At 63.8% G+C, this 17,519-nt stretch carries 13 protein-coding genes; all 13 read left to right on the top strand.

Annotated features, from left to right (window positions below; translation table 11 throughout):
• The first annotated feature begins 41 nt into the window (after window positions 1-41).
• The 13 genes from CTB96_RS19235 to CTB96_RS19175 all read left to right on the top strand — a co-directional run bounded on the left by CTB96_RS19235 (window position 42) and on the right by CTB96_RS19175 (window position 17,516).
• Window positions 42-3,938: a DNA-directed RNA polymerase subunit beta' gene (locus CTB96_RS19235; RefSeq protein WP_110128359.1), complete on the top strand. Its 3,897-nt coding sequence runs from the start codon at window positions 42-44 to the stop codon at window positions 3,936-3,938.
• A 153-nt stretch (window positions 3,939-4,091) separates the two neighbouring features.
• The gene (locus CTB96_RS19230; RefSeq protein WP_146215866.1) at window positions 4,092-4,805 is read left to right on the top strand and encodes a hypothetical protein; all 714 of its coding nucleotides are present in this window, start codon (window positions 4,092-4,094) and stop codon (window positions 4,803-4,805) included.
• A gap of 131 nt (window positions 4,806-4,936) precedes the next feature.
• Window positions 4,937-5,782 (top strand): hypothetical protein, encoded by an 846-nt coding sequence (locus CTB96_RS20640; protein ID WP_181397345.1) that lies wholly within the window; start codon window positions 4,937-4,939, stop codon window positions 5,780-5,782.
• 81 nt (window positions 5,783-5,863) lie between these two features.
• Window positions 5,864-6,556 carry a hypothetical protein gene (locus tag CTB96_RS19220; RefSeq protein WP_110128357.1) on the top strand — a complete coding sequence of 231 codons (693 nt, stop codon included), beginning with the start codon at window positions 5,864-5,866 and terminating at the stop codon, window positions 6,554-6,556.
• Window positions 6,557-6,656: 100 nt separating this feature from the next.
• Window positions 6,657-7,313, top strand: a complete 657-nt coding sequence (locus CTB96_RS19215; protein WP_110128356.1) for a hypothetical protein — start codon at window positions 6,657-6,659, stop codon at window positions 7,311-7,313.
• Window positions 7,314-7,555: 242 nt separating this feature from the next.
• On the top strand, window positions 7,556-9,226 hold the full coding sequence (locus CTB96_RS19210) for a GspE/PulE family protein (protein WP_110128355.1): 1,671 nt from the start codon (window positions 7,556-7,558) through the stop codon (window positions 9,224-9,226).
• A 29-nt stretch (window positions 9,227-9,255) separates the two neighbouring features.
• A complete protein-coding gene (locus tag CTB96_RS19205; protein ID WP_248283458.1) occupies window positions 9,256-10,809 on the top strand; it encodes a type IV pilus twitching motility protein PilT in 1,554 nt (517 codons plus the stop codon).
• Window positions 10,809-12,038, top strand: coding sequence for a type II secretion system F family protein (locus CTB96_RS19200; protein ID WP_181397344.1), 1,230 nt, complete (start codon window positions 10,809-10,811; stop codon window positions 12,036-12,038). The genes CTB96_RS19205 and CTB96_RS19200 overlap by 1 nt, the downstream gene beginning before the upstream one ends.
• 211 nt (window positions 12,039-12,249) lie before the next feature.
• Window positions 12,250-12,729 carry a type II secretion system protein gene (locus CTB96_RS19195; protein WP_248283457.1) on the top strand — a complete coding sequence of 160 codons (480 nt, stop codon included), beginning with the start codon at window positions 12,250-12,252 and terminating at the stop codon, window positions 12,727-12,729.
• Window positions 12,730-12,845: 116 nt separating this feature from the next.
• Complete coding sequence (locus tag CTB96_RS19190; protein WP_110128353.1) at window positions 12,846-14,213, top strand: type IV pilus modification PilV family protein; 1,368 nt, start codon at window positions 12,846-12,848, stop codon at window positions 14,211-14,213.
• Window positions 14,210-14,902, top strand: coding sequence for a PulJ/GspJ family protein (locus CTB96_RS19185; RefSeq protein ID WP_181397343.1), 693 nt, complete (start codon window positions 14,210-14,212; stop codon window positions 14,900-14,902). The genes CTB96_RS19190 and CTB96_RS19185 overlap by 4 nt, the downstream gene beginning before the upstream one ends.
• A gap of 68 nt (window positions 14,903-14,970) precedes the next feature.
• Window positions 14,971-16,680: a hypothetical protein gene (locus CTB96_RS19180; RefSeq protein ID WP_248283456.1), complete on the top strand. Its 1,710-nt coding sequence runs from the start codon at window positions 14,971-14,973 to the stop codon at window positions 16,678-16,680.
• Window positions 16,677-17,516 carry a prepilin peptidase gene (locus CTB96_RS19175; protein ID WP_345788790.1) on the top strand — a complete coding sequence of 280 codons (840 nt, stop codon included), beginning with the start codon at window positions 16,677-16,679 and terminating at the stop codon, window positions 17,514-17,516. The genes CTB96_RS19180 and CTB96_RS19175 overlap by 4 nt, the downstream gene beginning before the upstream one ends.
• Window positions 17,517-17,519 lie beyond the last annotated feature (3 nt).

Below are 17,519 nucleotides of genomic sequence, written 5' to 3'. Positions count from 1 at the left end.
AGGCCACTGACGAATACTCGAAAACTTTCCAAGGAGAGAAATTGCTCGACGTAACAACATTTGACGAGCTTCGCATTGGCCTGGCCACCGCCGACGACATCCGTCGTTGGTCGCACGGTGAGGTCAAGAAGCCCGAAACCATCAACTACCGCACGCTGAAACCCGAAAAGGATGGCCTCTTCGGAGAGCAGATCTTCGGACCGTCCCGCGACTGGGAGTGCTCGTGCGGCAAGTACAAGCGAGTGCGCTTCAAAGGCATCGTTTGTGAGCGCTGTGGCGTAGAGGTCACGAAGTCGTCGGTGCGCCGTGAGCGCATGGGCCACATCGAGCTCGCCGCCCCGGTTACTCACATCTGGTACTTCAAGGGTGTTCCCTCGCGTCTCGGTTACCTGCTCGACATGGCTCCGAAGGACCTCGAAAAGGTCATCTACTTCGCTGCCTACATGGTCATCGAGGTTGACGAAGACGGTCGCCACCAGGACATGCCTGGGCTGGAGAACGAACTGCGTCTCGAGATCAAGACTCTCGAAGGCAGCCGCGACTCCCGCATCGCTGACCGCCTGCAGCGCCTCGAAACCGACCTCGCAGCACTGGAGGCCGAAGGCGCCAAGAGCGACCAGAAGAAGCGCACCAAGGACGCCGCCGAGAAGGAGATGTCCCAGGTCCGCAAGTCGGCCGACGAGCAGATCGCTCACCTCGAGCGTGTGTGGGAAGACTTCCGCACCCTCAAGGTCGGCGACCTGAAGCCGGAAGACTCCGTCTTCCACGAGCTCCAGGACCGCTTCGGCATGTACTTCGAGGCCTACATGGGCGCCGAGGCCATCAAGAAGCGCCTCGAGGCCTTCGACCTGGTCACCGAGAGCGAAAACCTGCACCTGCAGATCGCCGAGGGCAAGGGTCAGAAGAAGATCCGCGCCATCAAGCGTCTGCGCGTCGTCAACGCCTTCATCATGACCGGCAACTCGCCGGCCGCGATGGTGCTCGACGTCGTGCCGGTCATCCCGCCGGAACTGCGCCCGATGGTGCAGCTCGACGGTGGCCGCTTCGCGACCTCTGACCTCAACGACCTCTACCGTCGTGTGATCAACCGCAACAACCGTCTGCGTCGTCTGCTTGACCTCGGTGCCCCCGAGATCATCGTGAACAACGAGAAGCGGATGCTGCAGGAGGCCGTTGACGCGCTCTTCGACAACGGTCGTCGTGGCCGCCCCGTCACGGGTACCGGTAACCGCGCCCTCAAGTCCCTGAGCGACATGCTCAAGGGTAAGCAGGGTCGTTTCCGCCAGAACCTGCTCGGTAAGCGCGTTGACTACTCTGGCCGTTCGGTCATCATCGTCGGGCCGCAGCTGAAGCTGCACCAGTGTGGTCTGCCCAAGCAGATGGCGCTGGAGCTCTTCAAGCCGTTCGTGATCAAGCGCCTGATCGACCTGAGCCACGCTCAGAACATCAAGGCCGCCAAGCGCATGGTCGAGCGTTCACGCCCGCAGGTTTGGGACGTGCTCGAGGAGATCATCCGTGAGCGCCCGGTTCTGCTGAACCGTGCACCCACGCTGCACCGCCTCGGTATCCAGGCTTTCGAACCTCAGCTCGTGGAGGGTAAGGCCATCCAGCTGCACCCCCTCGTCTGTGCGGCGTTCAACGCCGACTTCGACGGTGACCAGATGGCTGTGCACCTGCCGCTGTCGATGGAGGCCCAGGCCGAAGCGCGCATCCTGATGCTCGCCTCGAACAACATCCTGAAGCCGTCTGACGGTCGTCCGGTGACCCTGCCCACGCAGGACATGATCATCGGTCTGCACCACCTGACCACGCTCAAGGAAGGCGTCACCGGCGAGGGCCGCGCGTTCACCTCTGTCTCCGAGGCCATCCTGGCCTTCGACCAGAAGTCGCTCGACCTCAACGCCAAGGTGCGCATCCGCATCGCCGACCTGTACTTCACCGAGGGCACCCAGCCCGAAGGTGTCGAGCTGGTCAACGGTCAGGCTGTTGGAACCGTGCTGGTGAACACCACGCTGGGCCGCGCCATCTTCAACGAGGCGCTGCCGACCGACTACCCGTACTTCGAGCAGGTCGCCGACAAGGGCAGCTTGAGCGGAATCGTCAACGACCTGGCAGAGCGGTACCCGAAGGTGGAAGTAGCGGCAACGCTCGACCGCATCAAGGACGCCGGCTTCTACTGGGCCACCCGTTCCGGTGTGACCGTCGCGCTCAGCGACATCCTCACGCCGCCGAACAAGCCGCAGATCGTTGCCGGCTACGAGAAGATGGCCGCGAAGGTCCAGACGCAGTTCGAGAAGGGTCTCACGACCGACCTCGAGCGTCGTCAGGAGCTCATCCAGATCTGGACCAAGGCGACCGAAGACGTTGCCGCGGCCATGCAGGCGAACTTCCCGGCCGACAACACGATCAACCGGATGGTCACCTCTGGTGCTCGTGGTAACTGGCTGCAGGTGCGAAACATCGCCGGTATGCGTGGTCTGGTTAACAACCCGAAGGGTGAGATCATCCCTCGCCCGATTATCTCGAGCTACCGCGAAGGCCTGTCCGTCGCCGAGTACTTCATTGCTACTCACGGTGCTCGTAAGGGTCTGGCCGACACCGCTCTGCGTACCGCAGACTCCGGGTACCTCACGCGTCGTCTCGTCGACGTCTCGCAGGATGTCATCATCCGCGAAGACGATTGCGGCACGACCAAGGGTCTCGACCTGCCGATCGCCACGAAGGATGCCGCGGGAGTTCTCTCGCGTCACCCGAACGTGGAGAACGCCGTCTACGCTCGCAGCCTGGCCGCCCCCGCGGTCAACGCCGCAGGCGAGGTCGTTGCTGACGCCGGTGACGACGTCGGTGACGTGATGATCGAGAAGCTGGTTCTGGCCGGCGTCGAGAACATCAAGGTTCGCTCGGTTCTGACCTGCGAATCGGCTGTCGGTGTGTGTGCGGTCTGCTACGGCCGTTCGCTCGCAACCGGCCTGCTGGTCGACATCGGAGAGGCCGTCGGCATCATCGCCGCACAGTCGATCGGTGAGCCCGGCACGCAGCTAACCATGCGTACCTTCCACACCGGTGGTTCCGCATCCGCAGACGACATCACCCAGGGTCTGCCCCGGGTGCAGGAGCTCTTCGAGGCACGTACCCCCAAGGGTGCATCGCCGATCGTCGACGTTGCTGGCCGCATCACCATTGAGGACACGGACCGTAGCCGCAAGGTGATCCTGACCCCCGACAACGGTGACGAAGCTATCGCCTACCCGGTGCTCAAGCGCGCGACCCTCCTCGTTGAGGATGGCCAGCACGTGGAGCTCGGCACGCAGATCATCATCGGCGCCGTCGACCCGAAGGAAGTTCTTCGAGTCAAGGGTGTCCGCGCGGTGCAGAAGCACCTCGTTGGTGGCGTGCAGGATGTCTACCGTTCGCAGGGCGTGCCGATTCACGACAAGCACATCGAGGTCATCGTTCGTCAGATGCTTCGCAAGGTGACTGTTGTGGAGCACGGCGACACCGGCCTGCTGCCGGGCGAGCTCGTTGACCGGTTGAAGTACAACGAACTCAACCGCACCGCGCTCACCGAGGGCAAGAAGACGGCTTCGGCTCGTCAGGAAGTCATGGGTATCACCAAGGCTTCACTGGCAACCGAGTCCTGGCTGTCGGCCGCTTCCTTCCAGGAGACCACCCGGGTTCTGACCCAGGCGGCCATGGAAGGCAAGAGCGACCCGCTGATGGGCCTCAAGGAGAACGTGATCATCGGTAAGTTGATCCCGGCCGGCACCGGTCTTCCCCGCTACCGCGACGTCAACGTCGAGGCAACGGATGAAGCCAAGGCTGAGCGTTACCCGAACCGCATCTTCACTGACGATGCAGCGTTCACCGAGGGTGACCTGAGCTTCGTCGACTTCGACAGCTTCTCGTCGGATGACTTCACCCCCGGTACGTACAACTAACCGAGTGTGATTCCCGGATGGCCCCCTGCTTCGGCAGGGGGCCATTCCCCGTTAACCCGTCCGCTGGTCGAGCTTGTCGAGACCCCGCACCCCATCCCGTAGCACTCCGCAACCATCGGACTATCCTCGACGTTAACCGCGAGGAATCCACTCATGGGCGCTGCACATTCACCGGCACCCCCTCCGGCGAATCGCCGGCTGTGGGTGACCATCGGGGTGCTCGCCGCCCTGTTGGCGCTGGCGGTCATCATCATCATCGGGGTGCTCTGGGCGCGCGGCGCATCCACCCCGGCCGCCACCGAGGCAGCCCGGCCGACCCCGTCGGCGACGGCTCCGCCCACCCCTGCCGGGCCGACCGCATCCAACTCCGGCACGCCCGCCGCCTCGGGCAGTTCCGCCGCGCCGGGCACACCGCAACCCGGCTCCTGTGACGAGCTGTACAGCCCCGAGATGGTGGCCGCCTTCGGCGATATGGTGCTCAACCCGGCCTGGCTCGACGACCCGGAGTTGGACATGAAGATCGGCGAGGACGACCCGGTGCTGGAGGGCGTGATCGATGCCAACGACTCGCTCCTATGCCAGTGGGCCAAGCCGGAGGGGCCCTCCGGAGCGGGGGTTTCCACCACCCTGGTGTGGGTGGACGCCGCGGACAGCGCTACGGTCGAAGATCATCTGCGGGACCGCGGCGACAGCTGCTCCGAACAGGAGGGTGGTTTGCGCTGCACCACCGAGGGATCCAACGACGAGGGTTATTTTGGCGAGTCGCACTTCCTGCGAGACGGCATCTGGTTGGCCACCGAATACTCCAATGCCGGCCCGGATGGATACACGCTCGACATGGTGAACAACCTCTGGCCGGAGGGCTAGCGCTCCGCCAGAAACGCAAAATCGCGCACAGCGGATGCTTGACCCCCGAACTGGTCTGTCGTTATCCTGAGCGTGCCCGAGATGCTCTGCGCTCGCACCCAACTCGTCGGCTACAGGCTGGGGGTTGTGTGATGTCAACACCGATTCGCTTCTCCGGGCGGGCTCTTGTCATCGCGACCATGGCCCTGGTTGCCCTTTTCTTCGTGGCGCTCTCTCCGCAGGCCGCGCACGCTGACAGCGCCACGGCACTGACCCCGACGCCCACAGCGACTCCAACGCCGAGCCCGACCCCGACGCCCACTTTCACCGCGCCGCCGACGCCCACCCCCACACCCAAGCCGACCGGCACGCCCACCCCCACACCCAAGCCGACCGGCACGCCCACTCCGACGCCCACGCCGACTCCGACTTCCACGCCGACGCCGACCCCCACGCCGACGGGGACCCCCACACCGACGCCTACGCCCACTCCGACGGCAACTCCCACCCCCACCCCGGTGCCCGTCCCCGAAGAGACCGCCCCTGCCACGCCGCCCGCCCCGGCCGCACCCGTAGCCCCGGCGGCTCCGGCAGAGGCAGCCCTCACGCCGGCATCCCAGGGCGGGCTCTCGATGGCCGCCGTGGTCACGCCCGGCGTCACCACCCGGGTCGAGGTCAACGGGGTTGCCGCCGGCGAAACCGTGTATGCCTGGTTCTTCTCCACCCCCACCTCGGCCGGCTCCTACATCGTGCAAGCCGACGGCACCATCCGGGTCGTGACACCAGACCCCCTCGCCGCCGGCGATCACCGCCTGGTGGTGACGAACGCGGCGGGCACTGTGATCGGATGGAGCGCCATCCGGGTAGCGGGCCCGAACGATCTGGCGGAGACCGGTGTCAGCCTCGGGCCGATCATCGCCGGAGGGGTGCTTCTCGTGGTGGTTGGTGCGGGCCTTCTCGTCATCCGCCGCATCCGCCGCAAGTCGGCCGACCAGTAGGGATTCTCGTGGTCGCAGCGCGGCCCGCCGTCAGCCAGATCCCTTCCCGATAGTCTGGGGGAAATCTACGAGGGGGTCGCAATGAGCTCTGCACCGTCACCGACCGGCGTGCCGTCACGCCGGCTGCTCTGGGTTGTCCTGTCCGGAATCGGTGGGCTGCTGGTTGTTGCCCTGATTATTGTGCTGGTCGTCTGGCGCGGGGGAGCAGGTACTCCGACCGCCGGCGGCGACCCCACCTCGACCCGGCCTACCCCGTCGACATCCGCCGAGCCGATCCCCGTCGCCAGCGCCGCTCCGGCCGTGCCGACGGGCCCGCACCCCACCACCTGCGACTCGATCTACAGCCCCGGCATGCTGTCGACGTTCAGTGAAACCCGCACCCTCAACCCGGAGTGGACCGTGGACAACGACGACGTTCTTCAGGCCGGCACCGTCGATGCGGACCTCACCGCCCTCATTGAGAGCACCGACCACCTCACCTGCATCTGGGCCGCGGAAGGCGGCGGGTCTGACAGTGGCCTCACCACGAACGTGGTCTTCGTCACCGCCGAGCAGTCCGAGCAGGCACACCAGCGCTTGCTCGCTCTCGGCCAGAACTGCTACGAGGAGCTCGGCGGCATCCGCTGCGTCATCGAATCCGCCGCAGACAGCGACGGTCTCGCCGGTGAATCGCACTTTCTGCGCGACGGCATCTGGCTGGCCACGCACTACGTGAACGCGGGCCCGGATGGCTACACCCACGACATGGTGGCGACGATCTGGGCCGGCGCCTAACCGCCTGACTCCTGAGGCCGGGCCGGGCTATGCTGAGCGCAGATTCCCCCGGGAGAACCGCGCTCAGGGAGGCTGCATGCACGCCCAAGGAACACCCACCATGACGCCCGGCCGTGAATGGACGCTGCTCATTCTGGGTGGCATCGTCACGGTGCTGGTCGTCTACGCTGCGGTCACCGTGCTCCTCAGGCCACAGGGCGCCAACGCCCCGGAGAATCAGCCGGGTGCTCGGCCGGCGCCGACCGAGTCCCCGGCCCCGGCTCCGGTGACCACGCCTACGGCCACCATCGCGCCGGGCACCCCGACGCCCACCTCCTGTGACGAGATCTACAGCACCGACATGGTCGAGGAGTTCGATGACCTGGTGCTGAACCCGGAGTGGACCACAGCGCCTGCTGTCGATGTGGGCGTGGGCGTCTACGACCCGCAACTGGTGGGCATCGTTGCTTCCACCGCGCACCTCACCTGCCGGTGGGCGGATGCCGACGGCCCCAGCGACAGCGGCGTCGATACCAGCGTGGTATGGGTCACGCCGGAACAGACGACAGCGGTAACCGACCGTCTCACCGAACTGGGATTCGACTGCTACGAGGAACTCGACGGGCTGCGATGCACCAGCGAGACCGACTACGGCGATCTCCTCGTCGGCGAGTCCCACTTCCTGCGCGACGGTATCTGGCTCGCCACCCGTTACACCAACGCCGGCCCGTCCGGTTATACCCGCGACATCATCACCACCCTCTGGCCCGACGCCTGAGCCCCTGCCCCGGCTGGTCGAGCTTGTCTCCCGCTGGTCGAGCTTGTCGAGACCCAGTGACCCGTCTCTGGAACCAAGGACCCGCCCGTGCACCTGCCGCAAACACCCCCTGTTTCGGGACTGTATTGAGCCGAACCCACGGCGCTAACGTGGGCTGTCACCACAGACGCCTCGGTACTCGCTGACCCGGTCAGCCCGTCTTTTTCCGAGTCCGCACCACACGCAGCCAGGGGGAAGGTCGCATGCCCACCCTGACCGAGATACTCATCCTGCACGGACTGCTACCAATCGAACATCTCGATAAGCTAATGGCCGGCGACCCGGCCGACGAGTCCGCGGTACGTGCCCTGGTCGACTCCGGCGTCATCACTGAGATCCAGTTTGCAAGGGCTCGCGCCGAACAGGCCGGCCTGCCGTTCGTCGAACTGATGGAGTACCCGGTCGACCGCCTGGCGGTCTCCCTCGTTACCCCGGCTATGTCCCGGCGTCATCTGGTGCTGCCCATCACCATCGAGGCCGGTCGTCTCGTGGTCGCCATGGTGGACCCCGGCAACGTCTTCGCCATCGACGACATGCGCGAGGCTGCGCATATGCGCATCATCCCAGTCGTCGCCGAACGCGGCGACCTATTGGCCGCAATCGCGCGCTACCACCGCGCCGACGACGAACTCAGCAACCTCACCACCACGATGGAAGAGGAGCAGGCTCCGGTCGAGAGCACGTCCTTTGGAGTCTCCGACTCCCAGGACGATGACGCGCCCATCGTACGGTTCGTGAACCTGCTCGTCAGCCAGGCCATACAAGACAAAGCCTCGGACATCCACATCGAACCGGGGGAGCAGAGTCTCCGAGTGCGCTATCGCATCGATGGTGTGCTGCACGAGATGCAGCACGCGCCCAAGAGCATCCAGAACGGTGTCATCTCTCGACTCAAGATCATGAGCGACATCGATATCGCCGAACGACGCAAGCCGCAGGACGGCCGGATGTCTGTAAGTCACGGTGGCCGTCAGATCGATCTGCGCGTTGCCACGCTGCCTACCGTGTGGGGCGAGAAGATCGTCATGAGAATCCTCGACAACTCGAGCACGACCATGGATCTTCACGACCTCAATCTGCTGGAGTACAACTACGAGGCGTACAAGAAGTCGTATACCAAGCCGTACGGAATGATCCTGATCACGGGCCCCACCGGTTCGGGTAAATCGACGACGCTCTACACGACCTTGCACTCCGTCGCTCGGCCCGAGATCAATGTGATTACCGTGGAAGACCCGGTTGAGTACCGGATGAAAGACATCAACCAGGTTCAGGTGAACGTGAAGGCCGGCCTGACTTTCGCCAGCGCGTTGCGTTCCATTCTGCGCAGCGACCCGGATGTGGTTCTGCTCGGTGAGATCCGGGACCACGAGACTGCGCAGATCGCGATCGAGGCATCGCTGACCGGTCACCTCGTGCTGTCAACGCTGCACACCAACGACGCGCCCAGTGCGATCACCCGGCTCACTGAAATGGGCATCGAACCGTTCCTCGTCGGGTCAGCTCTGGACTGCGTGGTGGCCCAGCGACTCGCGCGTCGGCTTTGCGACCGATGCAAGCAGCCGGCCGAGGTCTCTAGCGAGCAGCTCAACCACTTGCGATTCGGATACGACCCACTGCGGCCGCTACCGGTGCTGTACCAACCGATCGGCTGCCAGAACTGCTCGAAGACCGGCTACCGCGGTCGGATTGCTGTTCACGAAGTCATGACCGTGTCTGAGAACATCGAGCGGCTAGCCGTTGAGCGGGCGTCGAGCGCCGACATCGGCAGGGCAGCCCGGGCCGAAGGAATGATTACCCTCCGTGAGGACGGCTGGGAAAAGGTCCGCATGGGTCTGACATCCATCGAAGAGATTTTGCGAGTCGTCGCATAGCGCTCGCGCGTGCCGAAAGGGAACCCAGCATGGAAAAGCCAATCTATGAGATTCCAGCGAGCCAGCCTGGCGACAACATGTCGTGGTGGGATGCGATCGCAGCCGATGCCGAAGACGAGATCATTGCCGCGGCCGTCGTAGCGGATGCTGCCCAGCAGGACGAACTCGATGACGCCACGGTGCAGATCGACGTCATCTCACCGGAGCCTCCCGTAACAATCGCCGTCCCCGTGGACACCGTGCGGCTAGGCACAGTTGAACCGGTCACGGTGCCGATTGTGAGTGCCTATGCACCGCCGCAGAGGGAACGTATCTACACGCCGGGGTCGGTGCACGTTCCTTCGGGGCGCCGTGCCGCCATCCGTGCGGAGCCGACCGCTCCGGTGGCAACGGTGCGCACACCTGCGCCGCCGCACATCGGCCCCGACGGTCGTCAGGCCGATCCCGACCTGATCGACGCGCTCACCCTGGTTCTCGAGCTGGAGGCCTCCGACCTGCACATCACCGTCGGAGCTCCGCCGACCATGCGCATGGACGGCGCCCTGCGCCCCATCGACGGCCTGCCCGTCTGGATGCAGGACAAGGTGAATGCCGCGCTCTACAGCATCATCTCGATCGGCGACCGGGTGCGCTTTGACGAGGAGCGCGAGCTCGACTTCGCCTACACCGCTGCCGGCGCACGATTCCGGGTCAACTTCTACCACCAGCGCAATTCGATCGGAGCCGCATTCCGACTCATCCCCCGGGAGATCAAGCCGCTGAAGGCCCTGGGGGTGCCCGAGTCCGTCGGCCGCTTTTCGCTGCTCCCGCGCGGCCTGGTGCTGGTCACCGGCCCCACCGGCTCCGGCAAGTCGACGACGTTGGCTGCCATGGTCGACCTGGCCAACAGCACGCGGCCCGACCACATCGTGACCGTTGAAGACCCGATCGAGTTCCTGCACCGGCACAAGAAGTCGCTGGTGAACCAGCGCGAGGTCGGCCACGACACGCACAGCTTCGCCGCCGCCCTCAAACACGTATTGCGGCAGGACCCAGACATCATCCTCATTGGTGAACTGCGTGACCTGGAGACCATCTCGGTGGCGCTGACCGCGGCCGAAACCGGCCATCTGGTGTTCGCCACTCTGCACACCCAGGATGCAGCCCAGACCATCGACCGCATGATCGACGTCTTCCCGCCGCACCAGCAGGGGCAGATTCGCACCCAGCTTGCCGCCACCCTGCGCGGCGTCGTCTGCCAGACCTTGGTCAAGAAGGCGAACGATAAGGGCCGAGTCGTGGCCACCGAGATCCTGGTGACTACCCCGGCCATCGCCAACCTCATCCGCGAGGGCAAAACCCACCAAATCACCTCAATGATGCAGGCCGGCAGTGCCGATGGCATGCACACCATGGACCAGCACCTCGCTGACCTCGTCGACTCGGGCCAGATCACCCGGCAGGCGGCCATGGACAAGGCCCACGACACCGAGAGCCTCACCCAGCTCATCAAGCGGGCAGAGACGCCCACGGATGCGTCGTCGAATAACATGGGCGGCGGCGGCGTCGACTACGGCGACACGTACTCCATTCCGCAGCGCTGATGTCAGCCGTTCAGCCCTGGGTTTATACGGGCCGTGACAGCACGGGCAAGACGGTCAAGGGCAAGCTTGATGCGCCGAGCGAGGGTGCCGTGGCGACCCGACTCGGCACCATGGGCATCTCGCCGATTTCCATCACGGAGGCGACCGAGGGCACCGGCCTCAACCGGGAGATCTCGATCCCGGGTTTCAGCCGCGGTGTCGGCCTCAAGGACCTTGCCATCATGAGCCGGCAGATGGCCACGATGATCGGCTCCGGGCTGTCTCTGCTGCGCACCCTCAACATCCTGGCCGAGCAGACCGAGAGCAAGCCGCTCGCGAGAATTCTCGCCCAAGTGCGCGACGACGTCGAGACCGGGGTCTCGATCTCCGAGTCGTTCGCCAAACACAGCGAGTCTTTCCCGCCGATCATGATCAACATGGTTCGCGCCGGCGAAACCGGCGGTTTTCTCGATGGCGCGCTGGAGTCGATCGCGGCGAACTTTGAAAAAGAGGTCAAGCTGCGCGGCACCATCAAGTCGGCGATGACCTACCCGGTGATCGTGCTGATCATGTCCCTGGTCTCGGTGCTGATCATGCTGATTTTCATCGTTCCGATCTTCGAGGACATGTTCAAGGGCCTCGGAAGCGGACTCCCGGTGCCCACCATGATCCTCGTCAATCTCTCCCATGCCATGGTCTATGTCGTTCCTGTTCTAGTCGTTGGCGGGGTGGCTTTCGGCTTCTGGTGGCGCAAGAACAAGCACTCTGCACGAGTGCGTATGGCCGTGGACCCAGTCAAGCTCAGACTGCCGGTGTTCGGCAGCCTGCTCAAGAAGATCGCCGTCGCCCGTTTCAGCCGCAATTTCGCCAATATGATAGGCGCCGGCGTCCCCATCCTCCAAGCCCTAAAGATCGTGGGAGAGACTTCGGGCAACTGGGTGATCGAGAATGCCTTGGTCAAGGTTGCCGAGTCGGTCAGACAGGGACAATCGATCGCGGGCCCCCTGATTAGGCAACCCGTTTTCCCGCCGATGGTCACGCAGATGATCGCTGTGGGCGAGGACGCCGGCTCGTTGGAGACCATGCTCAACAAGATCGCCGACTTTTACGACCAGGAGGTCGAATCGACAACCGAGCAGCTCACCTCTGCCATCGAGCCCATCCTGATCGCCTTCCTCGGCGTCGTGATCGGCGGCATGGTCATCGCCCTCTATCTGCCTATCTTCAGCATCGCATCGGTCATCAAGTAGAGGGCCGGGCGTTGTCGTTGCATACAGGAGCAGCAGCCGTCCGTCGCGCCCGCGCGAGGTTCGGAGCATTCGCCATGACCCCAGAAATGGGGTGCGACCTGGATAAAATACCCCTCGTCCATGGGTCGTAGCTGGGAATATCCTCCCAATAACATGACAACAGAGCGGCCCTGACCGCCAGTTCGATCTCACCTATGGAATGGAAGTCACTTTGCTCTCTCGCAGCCTCGCCGCACTCAACCGCCGCCGCAACGACCCCGACGCGAACGACAAGGGCTTCACTCTGATCGAGTTGCTAGTGGTCGTAATCATCATCGGGATCCTGGCGGCCATCGCCATTCCGGTGTATCTGGGCGTTCAGGACAACGCCAAGGACAGCTCCGCTCAATCGGACGTTGTGAACCTCAAGACCGCCATCGTCAGCCTCCAGACGAACACCGGCGCATTGCCCACAGCGACCTCCGTGATCGACGCCACCGGCGTCACGCTGACAACCGCGGCTTTGAACGCCGGCGCGTCAAAGGGCGCCAACACCGCCAAGCTGACCTACCTGCCCGGCACCGGAAGTGCATTCTGTGTCGCGGGAAAGAGCAACAGCAGCGGTTCTTCGGTCTTCTACGCCCTTGAATCTGGCGGAGCCGTGAAAGTGGTCGCGCCGGCAACTCTCCCCACTGCGTGCACCGCCCCGTAGCACCGCACGGAGCTAGGCGAGGCACATTCGCCAACTAGTGAGTGGGGTACCGCGTTCCGCGGACCCCACCCACTGGTCAACACCCGTAGTTGAACTAACGCCGAGAGGGCCGCCACATGAGCAGGATTCATGCTCGCCTCGGTGGAACCAGGGACCGGGACTCCGGCGTCACCATCATCGAGATCATGGTCGCCATGATGGTCTTCGCCATGATCGCTGTATCGGTGGCGTATGCACTCACCCTGTCCCTGTCGATGGGAAACGACAACCGCTCCCGTGAAGCAGCGGCCAACCTGGTTGCGCAAGAGATCGACCTGAATCGTGCGGTGGAAGACCTTTTCACGTTGGTGGACGCCGACAAGACCACCACCATCAACGGCACCACTTTTCACCTGCACCGCCAGACCAACTGGGTCACGTCGGTCAGCGCCGACGCCACCTGCGGTTCGGGAGGCGGACAACTGAAGTACAAACGCGTGAATGTTTCCGTCACCTGGGACGGCATGCGCGCCTCGACCCTGCCGGTCCGAGCCGATACCGTGATCGCCCCTGGCACCCGCATCAACGATCCAACGCTGGGCACCATCCTGGTCTCAGTCCGGGGCTCATCCGGCACCGGTAAGGCCGGCGTGATCGTGTCCGCCGCTCCTGCCATCCCCGCTGCAGGAGCCGCCACCCTGACGGAAATCCCTGACCCCACCGATGCGCAAGGCTGCAGCTACATCCTGAAGGTCGTCCCGGGCAACTACAACGTCACAGTCTCGGCGGCGAACTCCGTCGATGTGAACCAGGTCAGCACTCCGGTCTCGTTCGTGGGGGTTGGTGCGGGTGCCGCAGCATCCGTGGCTTTCCAGTACGACCGCTCCGGCGCGTACACGGTCACGTATGCGTCCAACGCCCCCGCAGGGTCGGCAATTCTGCCGACCAACCTGGATACGACCTTCATGAGCACCTACCCGCTGTACACCCGAACGGCAACGACGAGTGCGGTGTCCAAGGTTTACGAGCTCCACCCGTTTGCCTCTGGATACCAGATCTTCAGCGGCAAGTACGTTGCATCGAGCGCCACCTTGCCGGGCTGTCTTTCACCGAATCCCGCCGAATGGACCGTGCCCCGGGCGGATGGTGCAGTGGGCCATGCGGTGCCTGCCGTAGCGACTCTCCCCGGCGTTCCCGTCGCCGCAACTGTCCCGATGGGTCTGGTGACGGTGACTGGGCTCAACGGCAAGTTCCTGAAAGCTGTCTCCCAGGCTTATGCACCGGGAACCGGTGCGGCAGGGTGCGGCGGGACCATGAATTACAGCTTCGGCCAACTCAATAGCAACTCGGTGACGGTCGCTTTGCCCTACGGTGCTTGGCGGCTCACCAGCGGCACAGCGCTCGGCGCCGAAACGACCGCCGTTACTTCTGGCCTGAGCGCGCCGCCTCCGTCGAGCGTCCTGTCGGGTGTTCTCACTTTGGACCCGCGAGTGGTGGCACCGTGATCACCCGTATTCGGCACCGGCTGAACAGAGACGATCAGGGGATCAGCCTCGTCGAACTGCTCGTCGCGATGCTTCTGCTCGCCATAGTTGGAGTGATCGTCTCCGGGCTCTACTCGAGCACGATGCGCACAGTTTCCCAGGCGAGAACATTGAACAGCAATACACGCGAGGCATCCAACGGCATGAACGAAGTTTCTCGTGTGATCCGGGCAGGCACGGAGAACCCTGTCTCGGGTGCGGCCAACCAGCCCGCCCTCGAGACCGCGATGCGCGAGTCCGTCACCCTCTACGCCTACGTCAATCTGGTGTCTTCAGCGGAACTGCCCGTGAAGATCCAGCTGTCTCTCGACACAAGTCGCCGCCTGATCGAGACACAGTGGCCCGCGATCGAGACTCCGGTCGGTTCGGGCTTCTTCACCTTCTCGACGGTGTCCAGCTCCACCCGCATTATGGCGGGCACCGTTGCGCCCCAGAGCGGCAGCGCGCCCTACCTCTTCACCTACGTGCTCAAGGACGGTACCGAACTGACGTCCCCGACTGGAGGGTTGACTCCGGCTCAACGCCAGACCATTGCCGCGATCAAAGTCACTATGACGCTTCAGGGAAGCGCCACCGACACCCGCTCAGCGGTCACTCTCCAGAACACAGTCGGCATGCCCAATCTCCCTGTTTACAGGACGGGGCCCTGATGCTCATGGTCAGACGGATGCTTGGGCGTCCCCACGCGAGAGACCGTGAGGCCGGCATCGCCCTACCCATGGTGATCGGCACAGGAATGGTCATGCTGATTCTGGTGACTTCGGCCCTGGCGTTCTCCGTGAGCGGCCTCGTGAAGGCCAGCTCCGATCAGAATTGGAGCGCCGCGAGCTCGGCCGCATATGCCGGCGTCGAGGAGTACGAGAGCAGACTGGCTAACGACAACGCCTACATGATCTACGGCAACACGGCCGCGCCGTTCAGCAATACCAGTGCGCTGACTCTTCCCACCGGACCCCAGACCAATCCGGCTTTCGGTGTCGGAGCGAGCGGCACTTGGGGCGCCGTCGAGGGCAGTGGCGGGAGGGCTACCTACCGCTATGAGGTTGACACCTCGAAGTACTCGAGCTCGGGCATCCTGCGCATCCGTTCCACCGGTCGCGTCGGCCAGGCCACCCGCACCATTGTGGCCAACTTGAAACAGCAAGGTTTCATCGACTTCCTCTACTTCACCGACTACGAAATCGAGGATCCCGACCAGAACGGCGATGACGTTGCCACCTGTGTCAAATATGCCTGGCAGGGGCGGCCAACCCCCACGCCGCCCACGAGCGCCTGCAGCGACATCGCATTCGGCAACAGTGACGTTATCAACGGCCCGATGCACTCGAATGACACCATCCGCGCGTGCGACGCAACCTTCAACGGCATCGTCACGACGGCCAACAACCCGCCAACGGGATTGCGGTATCTCAAACAGGACTCGAACGGATCGTCGTGCTCGGGGCAGGTCTTCTCTAAAGGCAATCCCACCTACAGTCCGAAGGTTGGGATGCCACAGACCAACTCGGAGATGAAGAGCGAAACCCGGTCCGACCTGCCCATCGCCGTCGTGGCGATGCCGGGATGCCTGTACACGGGGCCCACAAAGATCACCTTGACCAGCGATGGCAAGATGACGGTGCGGTCGCCGTGGACCAAAAAGACGAATGTGGCTGGCGAACCGGCCATATCCGGAACCACACCGGCGCGCTGCGGGACGCCGGGCAACGTGACCAACGGACTGGCTTCGACCACGGGAGCAACCGTCGATGTGCTCGACCGCAACCTGATCTTCGTGCAAAACGTTCCGACCGCGGCAGGCAATCCCAATACTTGGCCAGCGAGTGGCGCGGACATGTATCCCGCGAGCTACACCAACGCGGTTTGCGCAGCCGGGAACGGGATCGGGTACCCGATGAGCGGAGAATATGTCGCTTCAGTCGCGGGGTCGTACGGTTGCCGTAACGGCGACCTCTTCGTCAGCGGCGCACTCAGCGGGGCCATGACTCTCGCCGCGGAGAACTACGTGTACGTGACCGGCGACATTACTTACGTGTCCGCGCAGGATGACATCCTCGGTCTGGTCGGACAGAACGCGGTGTGGGTCTGGAATCCAGTGAAGGTTTCGGGCGGCTCGTACTCAACGCTGCTAGGGAATGACCGAACGATCAGCGCCGCGATCCTGTCGGTGGCCCACACTTTCCAGGTGCAGAACTATAACCGTGGCGGTACACAAGGAACACTGACGGTCAAAGGCGCCATCTCGCAGAAGTTCCGCGGCATTGTGCGCAGCGGAAGCAACGGATACACCAAGGCCTACCTGTACGACGACCGCTTCCGCTACATTGCACCGCCGAAGTTCCTCTCCCCGGTCTCAACAACCTATGGGGTCAACGTGGTGGTCGAAGTGAAGCCGGCGTTCACTGCCGCTGGAGTGCCGATTCCGTGATCGCATCGTGGCCCGCGGGTCTAGCCCTTCTCACCTTGGCGACGAGTGGCGTGTTCGGTCTCGCTATCGGGTCCTTCCTGAACGTGGTGGTCTATCGGGTGCCTATACACCTGTCCGTGGTTTCTCCGCCTAGCGCGTGCCCACGTTGTGGCACACACATCGCGCCGCGTGACAACATCCCGGTTTTGTCCTGGTTGCTGCTGGCCGGCAAGTGTCGCACCTGCCGAACCTCGATTTCCGCGCGATATCCCCTCGTTGAGGCCGGCACAGCTCTGTCGTTCGTGGCTGTCACTTGGCGGATGTTGTCAGGAACAAGTGGCGCAGGAATCGCGAGCGATGTGCTGGTCCTGACTGGTTTTCTTTATCTCGTTGCAATGAGCATTGCGCTCGCCCTGATCGACATTGACGTACATAGGCTCCCAAATTCGCTGGTTCTGCCCAGCTACGTCGTTGGCGCTGGTCTACTGGGTTCGGCTGCAGCGCTGTCAGGTGACTGGGTTGCGATGTTGCGTGCAGGGGTCGGCATGGCCGCGCTATGGCTGGCGTACTTCATCCTGTCGCTGGTTTACCCCGGCGGCATGGGGTTCGGCGACGTCAAACTGGCGGGTGTGCTTGGCCTGTTCCTGGGGCACCTCGGCTGGGGAGAGTTGGCTGTCGGCGCCTTCGCAGCCTTCCTACTCGGCGGCATCTACGCCGTGGGGCTTCTCGCGGCAGGACGGGCAACCCGCACGAGCGGCATCCCGTTCGGCCCGTGGATGCTGGTCGGCGCATGGGTGGGAATCTTCTTCGGCGCGTGGCTGTGGAACGGATACCTGGCCGTGCTCGGGGCGATTTAGACG

Source organism: Cryobacterium arcticum (assembly GCF_003185895.1).
Classification (GTDB): domain Bacteria; phylum Actinomycetota; class Actinomycetes; order Actinomycetales; family Microbacteriaceae; genus Cryobacterium; species Cryobacterium arcticum.
The sequence above is the reverse complement of the archived record's forward strand: the minus strand, read 5'-3'. Positions and strand labels throughout refer to the sequence as shown.